The sequence below is a fragment of the Mesorhizobium huakuii genome (assembly GCF_014189455.1).
GTDB classification, from domain to species: Bacteria; Pseudomonadota; Alphaproteobacteria; order Rhizobiales; family Rhizobiaceae; genus Mesorhizobium; species Mesorhizobium huakuii_A.
The window spans coordinates 228,831-247,047 of sequence record NZ_CP050298.1; the positions used below are offsets into that span (position 1 = coordinate 228,831).

8 protein-coding genes and 5 pseudogenes are annotated in these 18,217 nt (G+C 57.8%); 7 read left to right on the top strand and 6 right to left on the bottom strand.

The window, feature by feature from the left end:
• Positions 1-2: 2 nt before the first annotated feature.
• The gene (locus HB778_RS37460; RefSeq protein ID WP_183455015.1) at positions 3-1,373 is read left to right on the top strand and encodes a tetratricopeptide repeat protein; all 1,371 of its coding nucleotides are present in this window, start codon (positions 3-5) and stop codon (positions 1,371-1,373) included.
• Between the two features lie 107 nt (positions 1,374-1,480).
• On the opposite strand, the pseudogene HB778_RS42290 reads toward HB778_RS37460, so the two are convergent.
• Positions 1,481-1,615 (bottom strand): annotated as a pseudogene (locus HB778_RS42290) (IS3 family transposase); the annotation flags it as partial.
• 176 nt (positions 1,616-1,791) lie between these two features.
• Here HB778_RS42290 and HB778_RS37470 point away from each other — a divergent pair.
• Positions 1,792-1,941, top strand: coding sequence for a hypothetical protein (locus HB778_RS37470; RefSeq protein ID WP_183455014.1), 150 nt, complete (start codon positions 1,792-1,794; stop codon positions 1,939-1,941).
• A gap of 77 nt (positions 1,942-2,018) precedes the next feature.
• Positions 2,019-3,996: pseudogene (locus HB778_RS37480) on the top strand (recombinase family protein); the annotation flags it as partial.
• A gap of 17 nt (positions 3,997-4,013) precedes the next feature.
• Here the strand turns inward: HB778_RS37480 and HB778_RS37485 are convergent.
• The 3 genes and pseudogenes from HB778_RS37485 to HB778_RS37495 form a co-directional block, all read right to left on the bottom strand.
• Positions 4,014-4,550, bottom strand: a pseudogene (locus HB778_RS37485) (DDE-type integrase/transposase/recombinase); the annotation flags it as partial.
• Between the two features lie 88 nt (positions 4,551-4,638).
• Positions 4,639-6,267, bottom strand: coding sequence for an IS1634 family transposase (locus tag HB778_RS37490; protein WP_183465529.1), 1,629 nt, complete (start codon positions 6,265-6,267; stop codon positions 4,639-4,641).
• A 143-nt stretch (positions 6,268-6,410) separates the two neighbouring features.
• Positions 6,411-6,946 (bottom strand): annotated as a pseudogene (locus HB778_RS37495) (transposase); the annotation flags it as partial.
• A gap of 65 nt (positions 6,947-7,011) precedes the next feature.
• On the opposite strand from HB778_RS37495, the gene HB778_RS37500 reads away from it, so the two are divergent.
• From HB778_RS37500 to HB778_RS37515, 4 genes are all read left to right on the top strand, one after another.
• Complete coding sequence (locus tag HB778_RS37500) at positions 7,012-9,165, top strand: glycosyltransferase (protein ID WP_183465530.1); 2,154 nt, start codon at positions 7,012-7,014, stop codon at positions 9,163-9,165.
• A 221-nt stretch (positions 9,166-9,386) separates the two neighbouring features.
• Positions 9,387-11,459 carry a glycosyltransferase gene (locus tag HB778_RS37505; protein ID WP_183455011.1) on the top strand — a complete coding sequence of 691 codons (2,073 nt, stop codon included), beginning with the start codon at positions 9,387-9,389 and terminating at the stop codon, positions 11,457-11,459.
• A gap of 995 nt (positions 11,460-12,454) precedes the next feature.
• Positions 12,455-14,455 (top strand): glycosyltransferase, encoded by a 2,001-nt coding sequence (locus HB778_RS37510; RefSeq protein ID WP_183455010.1) that lies wholly within the window; start codon positions 12,455-12,457, stop codon positions 14,453-14,455.
• Positions 14,452-16,023 carry a tetratricopeptide repeat protein gene (locus tag HB778_RS37515; RefSeq protein ID WP_183455009.1) on the top strand — a complete coding sequence of 524 codons (1,572 nt, stop codon included), beginning with the start codon at positions 14,452-14,454 and terminating at the stop codon, positions 16,021-16,023. The genes HB778_RS37510 and HB778_RS37515 overlap by 4 nt, the downstream gene beginning before the upstream one ends.
• Positions 16,024-16,311: 288 nt before the next feature.
• Here the strand turns inward: HB778_RS37515 and HB778_RS37520 are convergent.
• Together HB778_RS37520 and HB778_RS37525 are read right to left on the bottom strand one after the other, a co-directional pair.
• A pseudogene (locus tag HB778_RS37520) lies at positions 16,312-16,681 on the bottom strand (transposase); the annotation flags it as partial.
• A gap of 54 nt (positions 16,682-16,735) precedes the next feature.
• Complete coding sequence (locus tag HB778_RS37525) at positions 16,736-17,440, bottom strand: IS6 family transposase (RefSeq protein WP_183454959.1); 705 nt, start codon at positions 17,438-17,440, stop codon at positions 16,736-16,738.
• Positions 17,441-18,217: the final 777 nt, after the last annotated feature.

The window sequence follows — 18,217 nt, forward strand, 5'->3', positions numbered from 1 at the left end:
GCATGAAAGCCAAGTCTCGAAAGTACCAACCTAAAACGCAAATGAGGAACCCCGAAAACGTGTCCGCCACCGCCAGTATATCACCTGATCTCGGATTTTTTGAAAGCGTCGTCAGCGCACACAGGGAGTTGAAAGTCTCCTGGAAGCAGAGAGACTATGTCCGCGTCGGAGACGCCGCGGCAACGCTGTTGGCACTGATCCCCGACAACCAGAATGCGCTTAAACTCCAACTGAAAGCCGCCATTCGCAGAGGGGACGACACAGACCTCGTCGCAACTGCTCGCGCCGCAGCGGCCATTGCCGCGCCCGACGTGCAAAGTGCGGCTCACCAGCTCGCCGCGAAACGAAGGTGGGAGGATGCAGCCACGTTACTGCTAGCTCTACCGGAAAACGCGGAGAAAACGGAACAGCGCGAAACCTTGTCACGGCGCATCGCCGCCCAATTGGCGGCCGCCGGACTCCAGGCGAAAAACGAAGGCGACGAAGAGAAGGCTGCCAGGCTTTGGCAATTGGGACTGAGCCTCAGTCCCGGAGACGCCAAGATGAAGCGCAGGTTGCGCCAACTCATTCATGCCGCCGCCGTAAAGGCGATCGAGGCCAATTTTGAAACGGACGCAAATACCTATATTCGAACCTGGCACGGTGTCCTGGCGCTCAGTCCCGATCACAGTACCGCTTTGAAAAGATTGGCGACCGCGTATGAAAAAGGCGGACATAACGAAGCCTCTCTGGAGTTATGGGCGCGTCTGGTGCGCCTGACACCTGAAAATCCATCGGTGGTGCGTCGCGTTTTGCGGCTGGCGCTTTTGACTAACCAGGAACTGGACGCTCTTGTCCTTTTGGCGAGCGTAGGTGCTGCCGTGCCCGATGATAAGATCGGCGAAGCAACCCGACGCGCTGTCTTCCTTCAGCTTAGGGAATTCCTGCGCACCCACAATTATCTCTTGGCTGCCCATCGTTTCTCCGTCCTTAAGAAATCCTCTTTGGACTTGTCCAGATACGACAACATCGAGGAGCGCGTCTTCCGCGGCACCGTCCGTGAGTACAAACGCTTAATGAAGGATGGGAGCGTTAAGGAATCTACCCAGTTGGCAGAATTGGTGCTGGATATCGACAGCAACAATCAATTTGCGTTGGCGAACCTCGCCCAATACTCCTTCAAGGTCACAAATTTCGAACAGGCAGTATCCTACTATGAGCGGTTGGCATCCGTAGACGGGTCGAATGTGAAGGCTTGGATCGGACTGGCCCGCAGCCGCAAAAAGCTTGGCGATCTTCCCGCAGCTGTTGAAGCCGCAAGGAGATGCCTTTCCATTGAGCCTGGAAATCAAATTGCAGAGCAAATTGTCACCGCTTTTGCGCCAGTAGCTTAAGGGCGCGATGCCCTGCGCTCATCTTCTTGCACATGGCGTCGCGGAAAATCGGATCATAAGGATTTCGACATGGTGGCCGGCCCCCATCGGGTGATCCATGTTGAATGTTAGTGCATGCTTGGTCTCGGCGCTACAGCCGGGGTGGCCGGCGAAGCTGGTCCGGGTTGCGCAGCCGGCCACAGGATTGCTTCTGGCGCCGGGGGTCTGTAGCCTAAAGATGAATGCGGGCGCACCGTGTTGTACAACACGACGACAGAACGCCCACGGGATCGCGGAGCACGAGCTTTTTTACCCGTGGCATCCTTGGGCCGGGAGCCTGGTCCATATTCATGAGGTGGTCGAGAAGGCTGGTAGAGAGGTTTTCCGTTGCAGCCTCTCTGGTCGGGGATCCGATCGGTGGCTGGAGATTCCAGCATGGATGTTTGATCGGGCGGCTAATGCCGCCTTGCAGGTTGGCGCCGCTCCCCATGTCGATATTGCTGCGCTACGCGCCTTGGCGACGCTGCTGCAGGATGTAACACCCGCTTCGGGCACCCCATTGGACACCTCGATTTACCGCCGTTTCTGAGGCAAAGAGGCGCAAGAATGGGCGTAGGTCACTGAACCCGGCATGTTCGGCGCTGGTTTTCCGCGCTCTACTGGGACAGCACGCTTCAATATGCCATGCGCGACCGCCTAACAGCGCTCGGCTGGTCTCGCATTGAGACGATTGATGACGATCTCGGCCGCTCTGCCGCCGGCGGCGTCGCACGCGCCGGTTTCGACCGTATGGTTGCCGAGGTCTGTCTCGGCAAGGTCGGCGCAGTGGCGGCGCGAGAGGTGTCCCGGTTTGCCCGCAACAGCCGCGACTGGCAGCAACTCATCGAGATGTGTCGCGTGGTCGACACCGTACTGGTCGACCAAGAGACGGTCTATGCGCCGCGTCAGGGCAATGACCGGCTGCTGCTGGGATTGAAGGGCAGCCTCAACGAGTACGAACTCGATCTTCTGCGTCAGCGCTCCCTGTCGGCACGCTACGAGAAGGCCCGGCGCGGCGAGCTCATTGTCACGGCCCCGGTCGGCTTCGTGAAGGTCGGCGACAGGCTTGAGAAGGATCCCGATCGCCGTGTCCAGGACGCCATCATTCTCGTCTTCGACAAGGTGGCCGAACTCGGCAGCGCCCGGCAGGCCCTGCTCTGGTTCCTCGAGCATGGGCTGGATTTGCCAGCCAAGCCGCAACAACGGTGACGTGGTCTGGCGTCGGCCAAATTATGCGACCATCCACCGGATGATCGAGAACCCGATCTACGGCGGCGCCTACGCCTATGGTAAGAGTCGTGTCGCGACAGGATATGATGCAACGGGAGTGATCCGACCCAGGAGCCGCCGTAAGGCGAGAGCCGAGTGGCTGGCTCTGATCCCGGATGTCCATGAGGGTTATGTCAGTTGGGAACGGGCGGAGGCGATCCGCAAGATGGTGAGCGACAACGTGCCCACCGGCCGGCATCACGGAGCGCCCAAGCATGGCGACGCTCTGCTCGCCGGCCTTGTCCGCTGCCGGCGCTGTGGACGCAAGCTGACGGTCCGCTACACAGGGACCAGACATAACATTCCGCGCTATTCGTGTTGGCGGGGCTTGCTTGACAATGGCGAGCCGCGCTGCATCGCATTCGGAGGATTGCGCGTCGACGACGCCATCGAGGAAGCTCTTCTGCGGGTTGTCGAGCCGGGAGCGATTACCGCGGCCGTCGAGGCCGAAGCACAAGCGGCCAGTCGCCGCGATCAGGTTCGTGATGCGCTGGTGCGCGATCTCGAGGCGGCACGCTACAGCGCTGATCGGGCATTCCGGCAGTACGACGCCATCGATCCGCAGAACCGGCTGGTCGCGGCGGAACTGGAGTTGCGATGGAACCGGGCGCTCACGCGTGTCGGCGAGATAGAGAGCAGGATTGCCGCGCATGATGGCTCGACATTGGAACCATCACTTCTGTCGCCAATACACGCCGCCGCGCTCGCCGCCGATCTCAAGACTGTCTGGTCGGCGCCGACGACCGACGCGAGGCTCAAGAAGCGCATCGTGCGCACCGTCATCCACGAGGTGGTCGCCGATATCGATGAAGAAGCGTCAGAGATCGTTCTCCTGATCCATTGGATTGGCGGCGTCCACACCGAACTGCGCCTGCCGAGGAGGCGGCGCGGACAGCGCAACAGCACTTCGGCCGACATCCTGGCCGCCGTCCGGCAACTGGTTCTCATCGCCAATGATGACCTGATTGCCGGCATCCTCAACCGGAACGGCCTGGTGACCGGCCACGGCAATCGCTGGACACGGGAGCGGGTCACTGCGCTCAGGTCGCATCACAAGATTCCAGTATTCCGGCCGGCGCCAGACGGGAATGAGCCATGGCTTAATCTGAACAAGGCGGCGCGTTTGCTCGGCATTGCACCGAAGACGCTCAGGCTCGCCGCAGAAGCAGGCGAGATCGAAGGTGTTCATCCCCTACCGGATGGTCCGTGGATCTACAGCCGATCAACGCTCGGCGAACCGGGGGCTCAGAGCATTGTCTGGCGTGCGAGGCAGAACCCAAGACACCCCACAGGATCGCACCCTGATCAGCAAAACCTATTCGCTTCAACAACATAGACAGATGGGTGTTATGAAACAGGATTGTAGTGTTGTCGCCATCCTTCGATGACGATCTGGGCTTCCTTCAGCGTGTAGAAGATTTCGCCGTCGAGCAGCTCGTCACGGAGCTTTGAGTTGAAGCTCTCGCAATAGCCATTCTCCCAAGGGCTGCCGGGCATGATGTAAGCCGTCTTGGCACCGACAGCCGCAATCCATTCGCGCAAAGCCTTGGCGATGAACTCTGGGCCGTAGTCGGACCGGATGTGGCCTGGGATGCCGCGCAGGATAAAAAGGTCGGCCAGAACATCGATCACGTCGACGGCCTTTAGCTTCCGGCTTACCCTGATAGAGATGCATTCCCTTGTGAACTCATCGATCACGTTGAGCATGCGGAATTTCCTTCCATTGTGGGTGCGATCTTCAACAAAGTCGTAGGACCAGACATGGTTGGGATATTCCGGCCGCAGCCGGATGCACGAACCATCATTCAGCCAGAGACGGCCACGTTTGGGCTGCTTCTGCGGAACCTTCAGCCCCTCACGCCGCCAGATCCGTTCGACCCGTTTGACCCCACTTAAACACCGCCTGTAAGAATATGTTATTATATCAGCACGTTAGGCGCGCGCCGGCGCGTGTTACCACTACATTTTGGGGATGATCTCAGGCGAGTTGTTCGTCGAGGTTGTGTGGCAGAGCGATGCCAGCTGCCTTGAAGACGTTGCCCACTTGGCCCGTAACGTGGGTTCTGGTGGTGACGATGCGACCATCCTTTTCGATGGTGGCTTCCTGGAGGCGATCGAGATCGCGTAGGAGCGGCTGCCATTCGGGCGTCAGGCCTTTGGCCCGGCAGAGGCGGCGCAGTTCCTTGCTGAGTACGAGCCCCAGGAACGAGCAGAACACATGCCCGCGGATGGCGGCATCGGATTGGTGGAAGATCGGCCGGGTATTGAAGGTTGCCTTGGCGGCGCGGAACAGGCTCTCGACCTCGAGCAAATCGCGATACCGCAGCACGGCCTGGAGCGGGGTCACCTTCGCGTTGGTCCGCACCACGGTGATGCCGTCGTACCGGGCTTCCTCGGCAAGCTTGCCGACATCGATCTTGAAGTTCTTGCCGCTGGCCTTGAGGTAACGCCGGTAGGCCGAGTTGCCGACCAGTGCCTTGTCGCCCTTCTTGAGCTGTGCCTCGAGGCCGGCGATGATCGCCTGGCGGTCGGCCTTGTCCTTCTCGGCCTCGGCGTCATTGCGGCTGACAATATAGCGGTCTTTACCGACCTTGACCTCTTTGACCCACAACTGAGTTTCACCGCGCTGGCGCTCGAGAACGAGCGGAACCATCGGTGCCGCGTCATTGAGCACGACGTTGTGGATCACGCTGCTCGAGCGTTCGCGGGCCCCCAGAATGTATTCCATGCCCAGCTTTTCGAGCGCGGCGATGGTATCGGCGCTGATCATGCCGCGATCGGCGACAACGCAGGCGCGTGTGACGCCGAAGCGCGTTCGCAGCCGATCGACCACCGGCAACAGGACGGTCACGTCAGCGGTGTTGCCGGGCACCATCTCGGTGCAGATCGGCCGGCCCTCGGCATCAACGACCAGCGCCAGGATCATTTGCGCCAGATCGGGGCGGAAGTCCTTGGAATGCCCGCGCTTGCCCAGCGTCTCGCCGCCCGCGCCATGGAAGGACAACGAGGTGGTGTCCATGAACACAAGGCTGAGGTCGGTGAACAGGTCCTGCCGGCGCGCGAAGAGCTTTTCCTCGATCGCGTCTTTCACGCAGCGCGCCACCAGCGCGCCTTGCGCCTTTTCGCCGAGTTCCTCGCCCAGCCACGCCATTGCCCGGTAAAAGTGATGGAGCGCCAGACCCTCGGCGCCCTCGATACCATAATCGGCCATCCAGTTCGCGCAGTCGCGGTCCGAGCCCGAGACGAACAGCCGATGCAGCGTGCCAACGAACACCGCCCGTTCCACCGCAAAGCCGAACTGGCGCCCTTCCAGCACCTCTTCCAGCACCTCGCCGATCCCGAGCCGCTCCCACAGCCGCCCGAACAACAGCGGACCGCCGATGCGGCGAGAGGCAATTCGCCCCGCGTCAATGTCGGACAGGATGAGGCTGCGTTCGCCATGGCGCGCAATCGAGGCCGCCAATCTGTCAAGTTCGCCGCTGGCAACCAGCGCATCCTTGCGGCCCAGCGCCTTTATCGTGCGCTGGCGAACGGTTTTGCCGTCGCGGACACTTTCCACGAGGTAAAGATAGCGGTGGCCGCGCGCGACTCTCTCAACGACAAACATGCCAGCGTTGTTAGCGAATAAATGCCATAAAATCCATACAACATACGGCGAGCAGATCAACTGTTGTTACCACACATTTTCGCGCCGAAAACTCAAGGCGAGTGAATTCAATAGCTTAACGGACAGCGTTCGCCATCCGTTCACCTCCAACTGTTCAAGTCGGGTTTGACGTTCACCCAGTCCGCACGATGCAGCATCGCCGTGATGCGACGATAGCCGTAGCGGCCGTATTGGAGGGCAAGCGCGATGATGTCGGCGGTCAAGGCCACTTCATCATCAGGTGTCGTCGGAACCTTGCGCTGCGTGGAGCGGTGCTGACCGAGAACCCGGCACGCCCGTCGTTCGGGAACGCCAAGTTCAGCAACAACACGATCCACGCAAGCACGGCGACGCGCGGGGCTTAGAAGTTTCCCCGCGCAGCTTCCGCCAGGATCATCTTGTCCAGCGTCAGGTCGGAGACGGCCCGCCGAAGCCGCGAGTTCTCCGTCTTAAGTTCCTTCAGACGCTTAACCTGGTCGCCCTTCAGACCGCCGTATTCGGACCGCCAACGGTAATATGTTACTTCCGTCACGCCTATCGATCGGATCGCTTCGGCCATCGATTTGCCCTGCGAACTCAGCACGTCAACCTGCCGAAGCTTCGTGACGATCTCTTCTGCAGCGTGTCTCTTTCTCGGCATTCTTAAGTCCTCCATCGGCTCGAAAGCCATACATCAGGGAGGACCACTTTTCAGGGGGCAGACCAATGGCAGGGGCTAAAGATCATCAAAGCGGTCATCTGCTCAATAGTCTATTTGGGGAAGGTCTCGGGACGAAGTCGGTTTCGCGATTGATCGACGAAAATCTCCCGCCGCTCCCCAAAGGTGCCAAGAATGGGGAACCTCTCAAGACAGCGCAGATAGATGCGCTGTCAGTTGCGGAGCGAAAAGCTTATGAAGTGCAGATCGACCTGGCCAGCCAAAAGGAGGCCCGGGACCGGGAGCGTATCCGTGAGCTCGAAGCCAATATTCATGCGCTCACCATCGAAAGATCGAGAGGCGACATTTCGTTACGAGTGAACCAGATCGAGAAGGAGCTGGAATCTTATAAGCAAGCGAAAAAGAATGTTGATGTTCTCAACCTCGACCTCCTGGCCCAGGTCAAAACTATAAATAATAAGCTCGAGACGCTGCGTAGTAGCCCGATCTTCAGTTTGGGTGAAGATATCTTGGCAATCAAGGGAGACTGGAAACGCGCGTTTTCGCTACCAGCCAAATACCGTGCCGCTCAAGAACAGGCGATGAAGGACAAGGCCGCTTTGCCGGTCGAGCTGGGCCTCGATCTGGCAACGGCCGAAGCCCTACAGCATGCCGAACGCGCTCTGGCCATCGCCGGGCATGATGGCTGGCATTCTGCCGAGCAATGGGTTCGCGATCAGAGGCTGCCCGCGGGCGTCTTATCGCGGGTGCTTTTGGAACTATCGCGGCGCGCGCGCTTTAGCGATATTCCCGTCGCCGTCTCGTTGGCCAAGGCCGCCCTGGCAGCCGATCCGCAACAGTGGAGAGTTAAGCATCTCGCATTCGTTCTCGCGGATGTTGGGGTGGTCAAAGAGGCTTTGGAGGTGATGCGATCGGCGATCGCCGCCGGTGTCAACTTCAACCCGAGCGAACTCAAACGCTTCGACGAATTATCCGCGCTTGCCAGGCTCGAAGTGACTGGGCTTTCCTTGCCGAACCGTAGCGCCAGCCAAAACGGCAGTCCCAACTCGGTCATCTTCTACTGGCCGAACTCTTTCCCTGGCCACTGGTCCGCTTCCAGCTTGCGCGGCCTCTCATTAGCTAGTGCCTTCCAGAAGGCCGGCAACGAAGTCAAGATAGTGACCGTCCCTGGCTACCCCGCAATCGACAAATCCGGCCGCGTCGAACTTACCAAGGATGAAGTTGCGGGCATTGCCCACTTCCGACTGCCGGCTATCGAAGTCGACGGTAGCATACTCGACACCTACTCCTGGGATGCCAGCGAACTGCTCGCGGAGAGGATCGCTGCCGCGAATGCCGGGGCTGTTGTCGCACCAAGCTCGATTGAACTTGCCTATCCGGCGGCGATAGCGGCGCGCCTTAACGGATCTCGCTTCATTTTCGATTGTACGACTATGACTCGAGCGAAGAGCAATCCGGCTAGCGAGCGCGAGGAAATCCTTATTGCGCTGGAAAACGCTCTCTTGGCCGAGGCCGATACGGTCCTGGTGCGTGACGACTTCTTCACTGACCGCTTAGCCGAAGCTGGCGTGTCGGCACATAAGGTTCTATCCATCGGAGAATCGGTTTTCCAATTCAACGCGGACAAGAATTCCTCCGACTGGTCCTCATCGCCGATTCTCAAAGGCGGCTTCGTCATCGGATATATCGGCGACGCTTACGACGAAGTGGATCTCGAATCTTTCCCGGCGATCCTGGATAAACTGGTCAAGCGCGGGCTTCCAGTTAGGCTGCTCATTTTTGGCGTCGGCACGCGCTTCCACCGGATTCGCGATAAACTGGAAGCCCTAGGCCACGGAGACCGATGCCTATTTCCTGGACGCCCGCGCAACGGACATATCGCAGCCGCCTTTGCCGCGATTGATCTGGTCGTCATCCCAGCGATGCCAGTGACCCAGCGCTGTGGGCGATCACGCTTCGAGATCGCAGAAGCCCTTGCGTATGGGCGCCCTGTACTCGCGGCAGGGCCGATCGCAAGCGCCGTGAAACCCAGCCTGAAAACCATCGAGGCTTTAGGAGAGGAGATGGTCGCGGCAATGGTTGACGCAGTCTCGACCTTCATCCTTCAGCCGGGCAGCCTGGAACAACTTTCGCAAGCAGCAACCAACGCAGCCCACGACATGACCGTCGCAGCCGCCGCCGAACGCCTAGTGCAGGCATAGAATAACTAAGTAAAGATGCGACGTATTGTAAGTACGCCGTATAGGCAACCGCCAAAGTCGTTCCCCCATTGTTTGCGCGATACTGGCGCGATGGCTCTAATAGAGATAAGGCGTTCGCCACGCGCTTTTAGCCGGATCTTCTATTACATTAGGTATTTTTGATCGGCTCTTTGAACCACAAAAATTTGTTATTGATCGTCATACGAACTGGATCGGCTAACATGTTATTCACCGCCAAGAAGTGGTTGCGGGGTCCAAATCGGATCGACAAGGTACAATCAATTGAGCGACATGATGTCGATCCCGTCACAGTTGCAGTTCTTCAGGGGCTACAAGAAAGCAAGATCGCAGCACGTGCTGACACGAAAGCGGTTGGCAGGGCGCAAAAGCGAGTTAGTTCATTGCGAGAAATGGCAGAATTGCCTGACACTCTCTCTTATCTTCTAGGAGAAATCGCGCGGTTCCCCAACGAAGAGAGGCTTCAACAGATGGCCGCGCAGGCACTCGAAAGGTTCCAAGACCCGCGTGCATTAGCCGTTTGGCGCGGCATCGACTCTCGATTTCTAAATTCGCGCCATGCATATGTACGCCTCTTGCGCTGGACCATACGGTTAGGCGGGACAGATGCCGGGCGAAATATCCACGCTGAGCGATACCCTGAAGAGCCCAAGCACTCTGAAGGCATGTTCGTATTTGCGCGTGCGCTAATAGAACTAAAAGACTTTGAAGAGGCAGAGCTAGCTCTATCGAAAATAACCCAAATGGCGGATGTTTCCGAGGCCATACTTCTTGACGTGGTGAAGCTATACTTATCCATAAACCAACCGCTTAGAGCGCGAGAAATCGTTAATGCGAGCCAGGATCGATTTGGCCTTACCGTAAAACATATAAGCGTCGCTTCACAGGTCGACGCGAATATATCTGCGCTAGAAAAGGCTGTCGAAAGCAGTAGCGGCGCAGACATTGATCCACAAGACTTTCTTATCGAACACGTCTTCAATGAAGCCAAGCGCCTCCGACCGAGCAGCCCAACGGACAATAAAGGATTTTTGGGGCACCTAATTCTTGTCAATGGCGGCCTTGGCTCCGGTGGCGCCGAGCGCCAGTTAACCAATACCGCTCTCGCAATCAAATCGGCTATGGAAGCGGGGCGCTCAATTGACGGGAATGACGTGATTGGCCCGGTTCAAATTCTATGTCGATCGCTCAATTCCCGCTCGGGGTCCGATTTCTTTGCTCCGCTGATGTCGGACGCGGGATTCAATGTTCACCAGTATGTGGAATTCGACAAGTTTGCCGGGCGACCAGGATGGTCATGCCTACGGGAGGTAATCCATTGTCTCCCCTACCTTCCATTTCCGATGCGTGAGGGCCTGGTTCAGGCGGCCGACGTTCTGCGTCAGGCATCGCCGGATGTCATACACATCTGGCAGGACGGGTCTGTATTGGCCTTGGGACTAGCCGCGCTATTCGCCAACGTACCGCGTATAGTGCTGGGTGTACGAACTTTGCCGCCGGTCGACCGAGCCGAACGAAATAAACCTGAATATAAAATCGTGTATCGGTTACTATTGTCCGCTCCGGGTGTGGTGATCGTCTCTAACTCCCTCGCAGCGGCTAAGCGTTACGAGGAGTGGCTCGATCTACCGCGCGGAACCGTCCGGATCATTCCGAACGGTTTGGAGCCGTTGTCTTTGGCCGCCGACGAGGCAACTTTGGCAATGGCGCGAGCCTTCAGTAAAAATAACCCCCGCGACTGCTTTACTGTTGGCTCAGCAATGCGATTTGACAACAACAAGAGGCCATTGGAGTGGATTGATATCGCGGCAACCTTCGCCTCATCTCGTCCCGACGTGCGGTTCATAATGGTCGGCGACGGACCGCTTCGTAGCGCAGCGATGAACCATGCTCGAAAGCTAGGCATTGAAGATCGGGTTCTTTTCACCGGACGATCGCAACATGTAGGCTTTTGGCTTTCGCAAATGGATGTTTTCTTGCTGCTGTCTCGGCATGAGGGTTTGCCCAATGTCCTCATTGAGGCTCAATACTCTGGGTTGCCTGTGGTAGCCACGCCCGCTGGAGGTTCCGGGGCAACTTTTGAAAACGGAAGAACGGGAACACTGCTACCCAGCATAGATAAGGTAGACCCGGAGCAGATTGCTAAGGTGTTGACTTCTTGGTGTCGTCCTCGTCCTGAGCAGAAGCTTTTGGCGGAGCAAATTCGGGACTATGCTACCGAACGTTTTTCAATTGACAACATGCTTGCGCTAACTCTCGAGGCCTACCTTAACTGACTAGGAACCGGCCATAACAGAGGCGGAAGTCCAACTCGGCAAGCTGTTTAGACGAAAGCGGCCATGTCTCCAAAACTCAAGAGAGTGTTACCGTTGATGTTAATCGGTTCGGAGTCACGCTCGGGTGATTTTGTGATTCGTGAGCGCGTTGGCGTGGCGGTTGGCACCGGCTGGACATGTCGGGAAACGGGAGCAGTGTTCAGGCGAGCGTCGCGATGTTGTGAGGTGGTCGCAACGCCAGCGCTCGAGCGGAAGCGCGTCAGCGCTACGCATGGGACGCCAATCCGGACGGGATTTGGAACCACATCGCGGGTTGCTGGAGCGGGTAGCCTCACAGTCGCGTTGGCGCTTGCCGAGCGCCGCATCCTGGCAGCCCTATATCGGTGTGGCGGGTGCTGAAAGAATTCAGCTTTAAAAAAACGCTGCTCGCCAGCGAGTAGGACAGGTCGGTGACTGCACGCGCCGGGCGCAACGGAGGAAGTACCGGGCGGGCTTGATCCACGGCGCACGCTGACCTTCCTGGCCGTGCTGCGCCGCGAACGCATCGACCCGCTCTGCATCATCGACGATCCCATCAATCGCAAGCTTTGGACCTGGGTCGAGCAGTTCCTAGTGCCGACAATCTCGCCCGGTGACATCGTCGTCACGGACAATCTTGGCAGCCCCAAGGGGCAAGCCACTCGTCGCGCCCATTCGCGCCGCGGTCGCCATGCTCTTCTACCTGCCGCTCCATCTACAGCCGAGCCCTCAACCCGATCGAGCAGGTCTTCGCCAAGCTCAAGCACCTGACACGAAAGGCTGCAAAACGGACAGTCGAGGCCGCATCGCGACATAATCGGAATGGTCTGCGAAAGCTTTCAAAGCGCCGAATGCGCAAGTGCCTACTTCTAGCGAGTCGCAGCGCAGGTTTGTACCATTATTGACCTGTGCCTCGCGAGGCTTGTGATTGTCATTGCTATAACATCAACTCCCGCATACTGTTAAAGGGGCAAGCAATGTTGGACGTGAACGCGGCACTCAAGGGAATTCCCTCTCCACAGAGCGCCGATTACCTGATCGAAATTCGGCAATTGATGCATGAGACCGGAACCGCCACGGGCGCGCGGCGCGTGGAGCCTCGCCTACGGGAACTGGTATCCGTTTGTCCGTTGGAATTTGATGTCAATTACAACCATGTCCTCGCCTTGGAGTTGTGTCGCACGAGGGATGATATGCTCTCGCTGTGGCTCCAGTTGCACGAACGGTTCCCTCAAGAACTCAAACCTTTGCGCTACATCGTCCGGTGGTTCTACCGGGAAAAGCGCGTGGACGAGGCGTGCGATTTCATCGAAGCCGTGCTGCCGTCCGTGCCGAAAGCCGCAGACGACCTCTTAGAAAAGGGAGAACTGTACTGCGAACTGCGTAAAACCGAGCGCGCTCAGACTTACTTCACGCAGTTTATCGAACGATTTCCAGAGGATATGCGCGGAAGGATATCTTATGCGCGCCGCCTTAAGGACTGGGGCAACAGTTTCGTGGCCCTGTCCGTTTTGGACGGCATTGATCCCGCAACTGTCGGCTCCCATGCCTCCGGGCAGTTCATTAAGGAGCTGCGCGATGGCATGGCGGTCCTTGCAAAACGCTATGACGATGATTCGGTCAAGTCGCGAGACACTTCAGGATTGGCCCTAGCTTTAGCGATCGAGAAGTACGCATCCAGACGCGAGGAGCCGACGGCAACGAACCGACTTGGGAAAGTCTCGCTTATTACCGGAAGCTTAGCAGCGGGAGGGGCGGAACGCCAGATAGCGCGCGTCGGCATTCGCTTGACGGATGCTTTCCGGATGAAAAGACCCCTCGCGGGCATCGTATTAACCGAGCCGTGCCATGTCGTGCTTAAATCGCTCAAGAGCGCGGAGGGATACGATTTTTTCCTCCCAGCCGTGCGTCGAAACGACGTGGAAACACGTGAGATCGATGATTTTCCTACTGTACGCATTCAAGACCTTGCCTTGGGCGACGACGAGATATCAACTCTTCTGCCAATGCTTCCCAAGTCTGCGCTCTATGGCGTCCAGAGGATGGTGAACTATTTTCGGGAGGAGAAGATCGAAGTCGCATTCATCTGGCAGGATGGGGCAGTCTTATTTGCCGCCTTGGCCGCGCTAATAGCGGGTGTTCCCCGAATCGTCGTCTCCGTTCGCGGCTTACCACCTTCACTGCGTGTACATTTGTTTCATCCTGCTTATCAAGATATGTATCGCGCACTCGCAGTGACTCCTGGTGTGCGCTTTTCCTCCAACAGTGAGGCGGCAGTGAAGGCGTATACGGATTGGCTGAAAGTCGACAACCTGCGTTTTAGCATTGTGCATAACGGCGTTCTTGTTCCGCTGCTTCCTGCCGCCGATGGCGATGTCGATTTGTGGCAACACTTTCAGTTGTCCAACGCTGATGCGACGACCACCATCGGCAGCGTTTTTCGCTTCGATACCGATAAGCGGCCCTCTCTCTGGATACATTTCGCTCATGCCTATCTTCAGCGCCATCCGCAGACGAAGATTGTGCTAGTCGGCGGTGGGCGCATGCTCAAGGAGGCAAAAGAGAAGGCCGCTCGCCTCGGCATTATCGATCGCGTACTATTCACTGGTTTATCCGACAATGTCGGTTTCTGGTTGAGGAACATGGATGCGTTCGTGCTGCTTTCCCGGTTTGAAGGCTTGCCCAATGCACTTATTGAAGCGCAGTTGTGCGGCGTTCCGGTTGTCACCACGCCGGCGGGCGGCGCGGCCGACACGGTGGTAGAAGGTATCACTGGCTGCGTCCTGTCGACAGTAGAAGATGTCGATCTGGAGGAATGCTGTGACAAGGTGGACGAGGTGCTTGCATTCAACCAGGCCGATCCGCAGGCGCTGGCCAGAATTCGTCTGATTGCCGAGGAGCGGTTTTCAACCGAAGCGATGGTGCTTCGTACCATCCAACTGCTCGCAGGAAACTACGAAGGTGACCCCCTAACATGAGTGTAGAAATCGCTGCCCAAAAACCTGACGCGAGAGCCGTCGCTGCGGCATCGGTCGGCATTTTGCGCGCCGGTCAGACCGGCAATATCGAAGAAGCGATCCACCTTGCTCTCGCCCACATCTCTTATGCTGCGGACTTTCCCCGGCTTGCGCAGGTGTCTCTGCAGGCGTTTTTGAAGGGTAGTCGCAACGATGCGGCGACACGATTGGTCGACAACGTAGTCGCAAAAGGCAAGGCATCGCCTGAAGTCGCCGTATTGGCCATTCGACATTTGCTTGGCTCTGATCGAGCCGGCGATGCCTACGCCTTTGCCCGCACTCTTCTTGAGGGCAACGGAAAGGTCGAACCTCGTCTCGCCGAAGCGGCGGCGCGCGCCGCTCTCGCCAGCGATAAACCGGTCTCAGAAGCATTGGAGATCCTTGAAAAGGCTAAAAGTTCGGCCGGCAACGACGGTATTTTCCTGCGTGCCTACGGCGAACTTCTGCTGTCTGCCGGGCGTTACGCAGAGGCTGTCGATGTCCTCGCCCCTATTGTATCGTTGAGGCCCAACACGACTAATACCCGGCTTCTTTTGGCCCGTGCTCTCAAGCATGCTCACCGGCTTGAGGAGGCGTGTACCGAGATGTTGACCGCTGTGAAGCTCGATCCCTCCGTAACGAACAGGAGCAGCGCAGTTGCCTTGCTGTTGCAGGTCGGGCGCGAAGCCGAGGCAAAGCAGCTTTATGGCGACATGGTGAGCGAACGGAAGAACAAGTTAACAAGGACTTTCTCCGCAGGATTGGCTGCGCTCGATGCACGTCTGGATGAGGTCAAGCTGCCGCAGAGGCGACTCGACTGGGCTTGGGAAATCGTGAGCCAGAAGCTCGGATACCCACCTTCACCCAATCGCGAGGACTGGGATCGGCGCGCAAAATGGGGACATCTTCTAGACAAACTTATCCAAGATTGGCTGGAGTGCTCTATTGATCAAGCTGGAGAGATTGCCAGCTTTTTCAATGTCAGCGATGCCAATAGAAACACCGTCATCGAGGCCCGTGACGAAGGCAAAGGCGTGTTGCTAGTCAGCGCGCATATCGGCCCAATGTTTGCAGGCCCTGTAGCCATCCACTCGTTTGGAACGCCCTACAGGTGGCTATCGTCAACGCCAAGAATTTTGACCACCGGCTTTGCGAATACCTTGATCTCCACGGCAGACTTAAACGAAGTTCAAGTGGCGCGATGTGTCATCGATTCGCTGCGTGCCGGCTGCCTCGTCACCCTCGCCGCCGACGGCGCGATGTCCCCCAATGCGCCACGCATCACCTGGGAGGGAAAGTCCATAACATATTCCCCGTTTTGCGCGATGCTCTCTTACAAGACCAAAGTGCCTACGATCTTTACCTCTCCCCTCTGGGCAGAAAACCAATTTCGGTTTGTTGTCAAAAGGCTGCCGACCGCCGAGGCAGGTGAGGGGTTGAGACAGTTTTCCAGTCGCTGGCAGCAAGCCTTCTTCGAGGAAGTGACGAATGTACTGGTAACGGGTCCAGAAAATCTACGCCTCAACGGCGGCCTCTGGCGCAATATTTGAGCGTCAACTTAGGCTCAGGACTCATTGATTGATCCAGAAGATGACGGTTGCTGCGATGCAGATTGCAGACATGAAGGTGTGCGCACAGCGGTCATACCCCACTTAAACACCGCCTGTAAGAATATGTTATTATATCAGCACGTTAGGCGCGCGCCGGCGCGTGTTACCACTACATTTTGGGGGTGATCTCAGGCGAGTTGTTCGTCGAGGTTGTGTGGCAGAGCGATGCCAGCTGGCGTTGGTGCATGGGTCCGGACTTGAGCGGATGTCGATCTTTGAAGCGGCAGACTATGCCGTGGCCGCCTTGCGGCGGGCGGATTTCGGGCGTGCGCAGGCAAGCATGCGGTTGAGGACGGCGCAGCCGATGGCGACTTCGGTCTGCTGAACGGGAAGCGACCGTGCCCGCAAACGCCGCCCGATGGTGGACTTGTATCGCCCTATGGCGGTCTCGACCAGCGAGCGTTTGCCATAACCGTTGGAGACCTGCCATTTCATCCGGCCGTCTCTGCCGATTGCGGCGATATGCTGCTCCCTTTGGCCGGCAGGTCTTATCGTCGAATGGTTCGACCGCGTTGGCACGAGGCGGAATGACGATTGCGGCGGCAGCGCTATGATCGATGACTGCGTCGTAAGTCGGGTTTCCGTCATAGGCGCCGTCAGGGCGTTGTCACGTTGTTTGCAATGTGGGCGCGTGAGGCCGATACCGCGCTTTTCAGGCAGGCCGTGCACTCACGGCTTCCCACGCGGCCATGGCTTGGCGTCGATGGGTTCGAATTTGTGCGGCGGAGCGGTTGGTCTGGGATGGGACGAAGAGATTTCGAACGGCGGAGAAGATCGACACGAAATGCTGCAATGAGCCGACCGACCGGAAACCCTGTCGCGTTCGTTCCCGTTTTCGGAACGGCAGGTGAGAATTCTCCGCCCGGTTGTTCAAGCCTTTATGCGAGCGGTGTTCCACGTTCGGCATGACCTGGCGTTGGGCCGCCCCGTAGGAGCGCAGTTTGTCGGTGATCATACGCTTTGGCGGCAGACCCTGCTTCTTCAGAAGTCGCGTCAGCAGGCGCCGGGCGGCCTTGGTGTTGCGACGCGTCTGGACAATCTCGTCGAGCACATATCCGTCCTGATCAACCGCTCTCCACAACCAGCATTTCTGACCGTTGATGCGCACCACGACTTCATCCAGGTGCCAGACATCGTCTTTCGTCGGCGACTTGCGGCGTATGCGGCGCGCATAATCAGGGCCGTGCTTTCGGCACCATCGGCGGATGGTCTCGTAGGAAACGACGATCCCGCGTTCGAGCAGCATTTCCTCGACATCGCGCAGGCTCAGATTGAAGCGGAAGTAGAGCCAAACAGCACGGGCCACGATTTCGATCGGATAGCGGTGGTTCTTGTAGGTCGGTGCACTCACGGTCATGGGCGCGCTGCTACCTCAATTTCCTTACCCCTCAATCAATGTGACACCACCGGCAATGCTGCTCATCCCGGAAGGCCGCGATCAGTCTTCAACAGTCCGAATGTTGGAAAGCGCTGCAAGCATTTCAGGCATTCTCATCTCCTTCAGATCAGCTCGAAGAATCGCATGAAAAGGCTTCGATCACAAGGATATTGCGGTCTTTGGTTGATAAGAGCCGCGTCACGCAAAGGGTGAATCACGAACGCACGCGCCTGCAAACCCCCACCGCCCGGTAATCTGCCCCGGTTACGCAGTGTTAGGACTATCGTATTGCGTGAGAACGATTTCTCTTTTGGCACGGTACATGCATAGTCCTCTACAAAGGCGCATGGACTGAGGAGAAGTCGTCCGATGATCACGCCCACCGGAAACTCAGACGAGACGATATTTGCAGACGTGGAGGCTTGCCCGGCACTTTGGAAAGCGACTGTGGGCGCGGGTACTCCCGAGCAATCCGAACCAATGTGACTGGTTTGGGCCGCTGTGTGGCCCGACGCCGGCCGCGGAACTGTCCAGCTTGGTGGGTGAACTAAGAAGGGTAGAAGGGGTGGAGATGGCATATCGGTTTTCTCCGGTGCGCGCAGGCGCTTGCTAACCAGGCGTTCGGGATAGGCAACGACCTGCAGCGCGAACAATCTCCCTCCAGCGTGTTTGTTGGCAGTGGTACTGCTTGCTGTCAGCTGCGCTCATCTGGCAATTGTTGCTTGCGGTAAAGATCGAGAGACTGGGTTGGTCGAT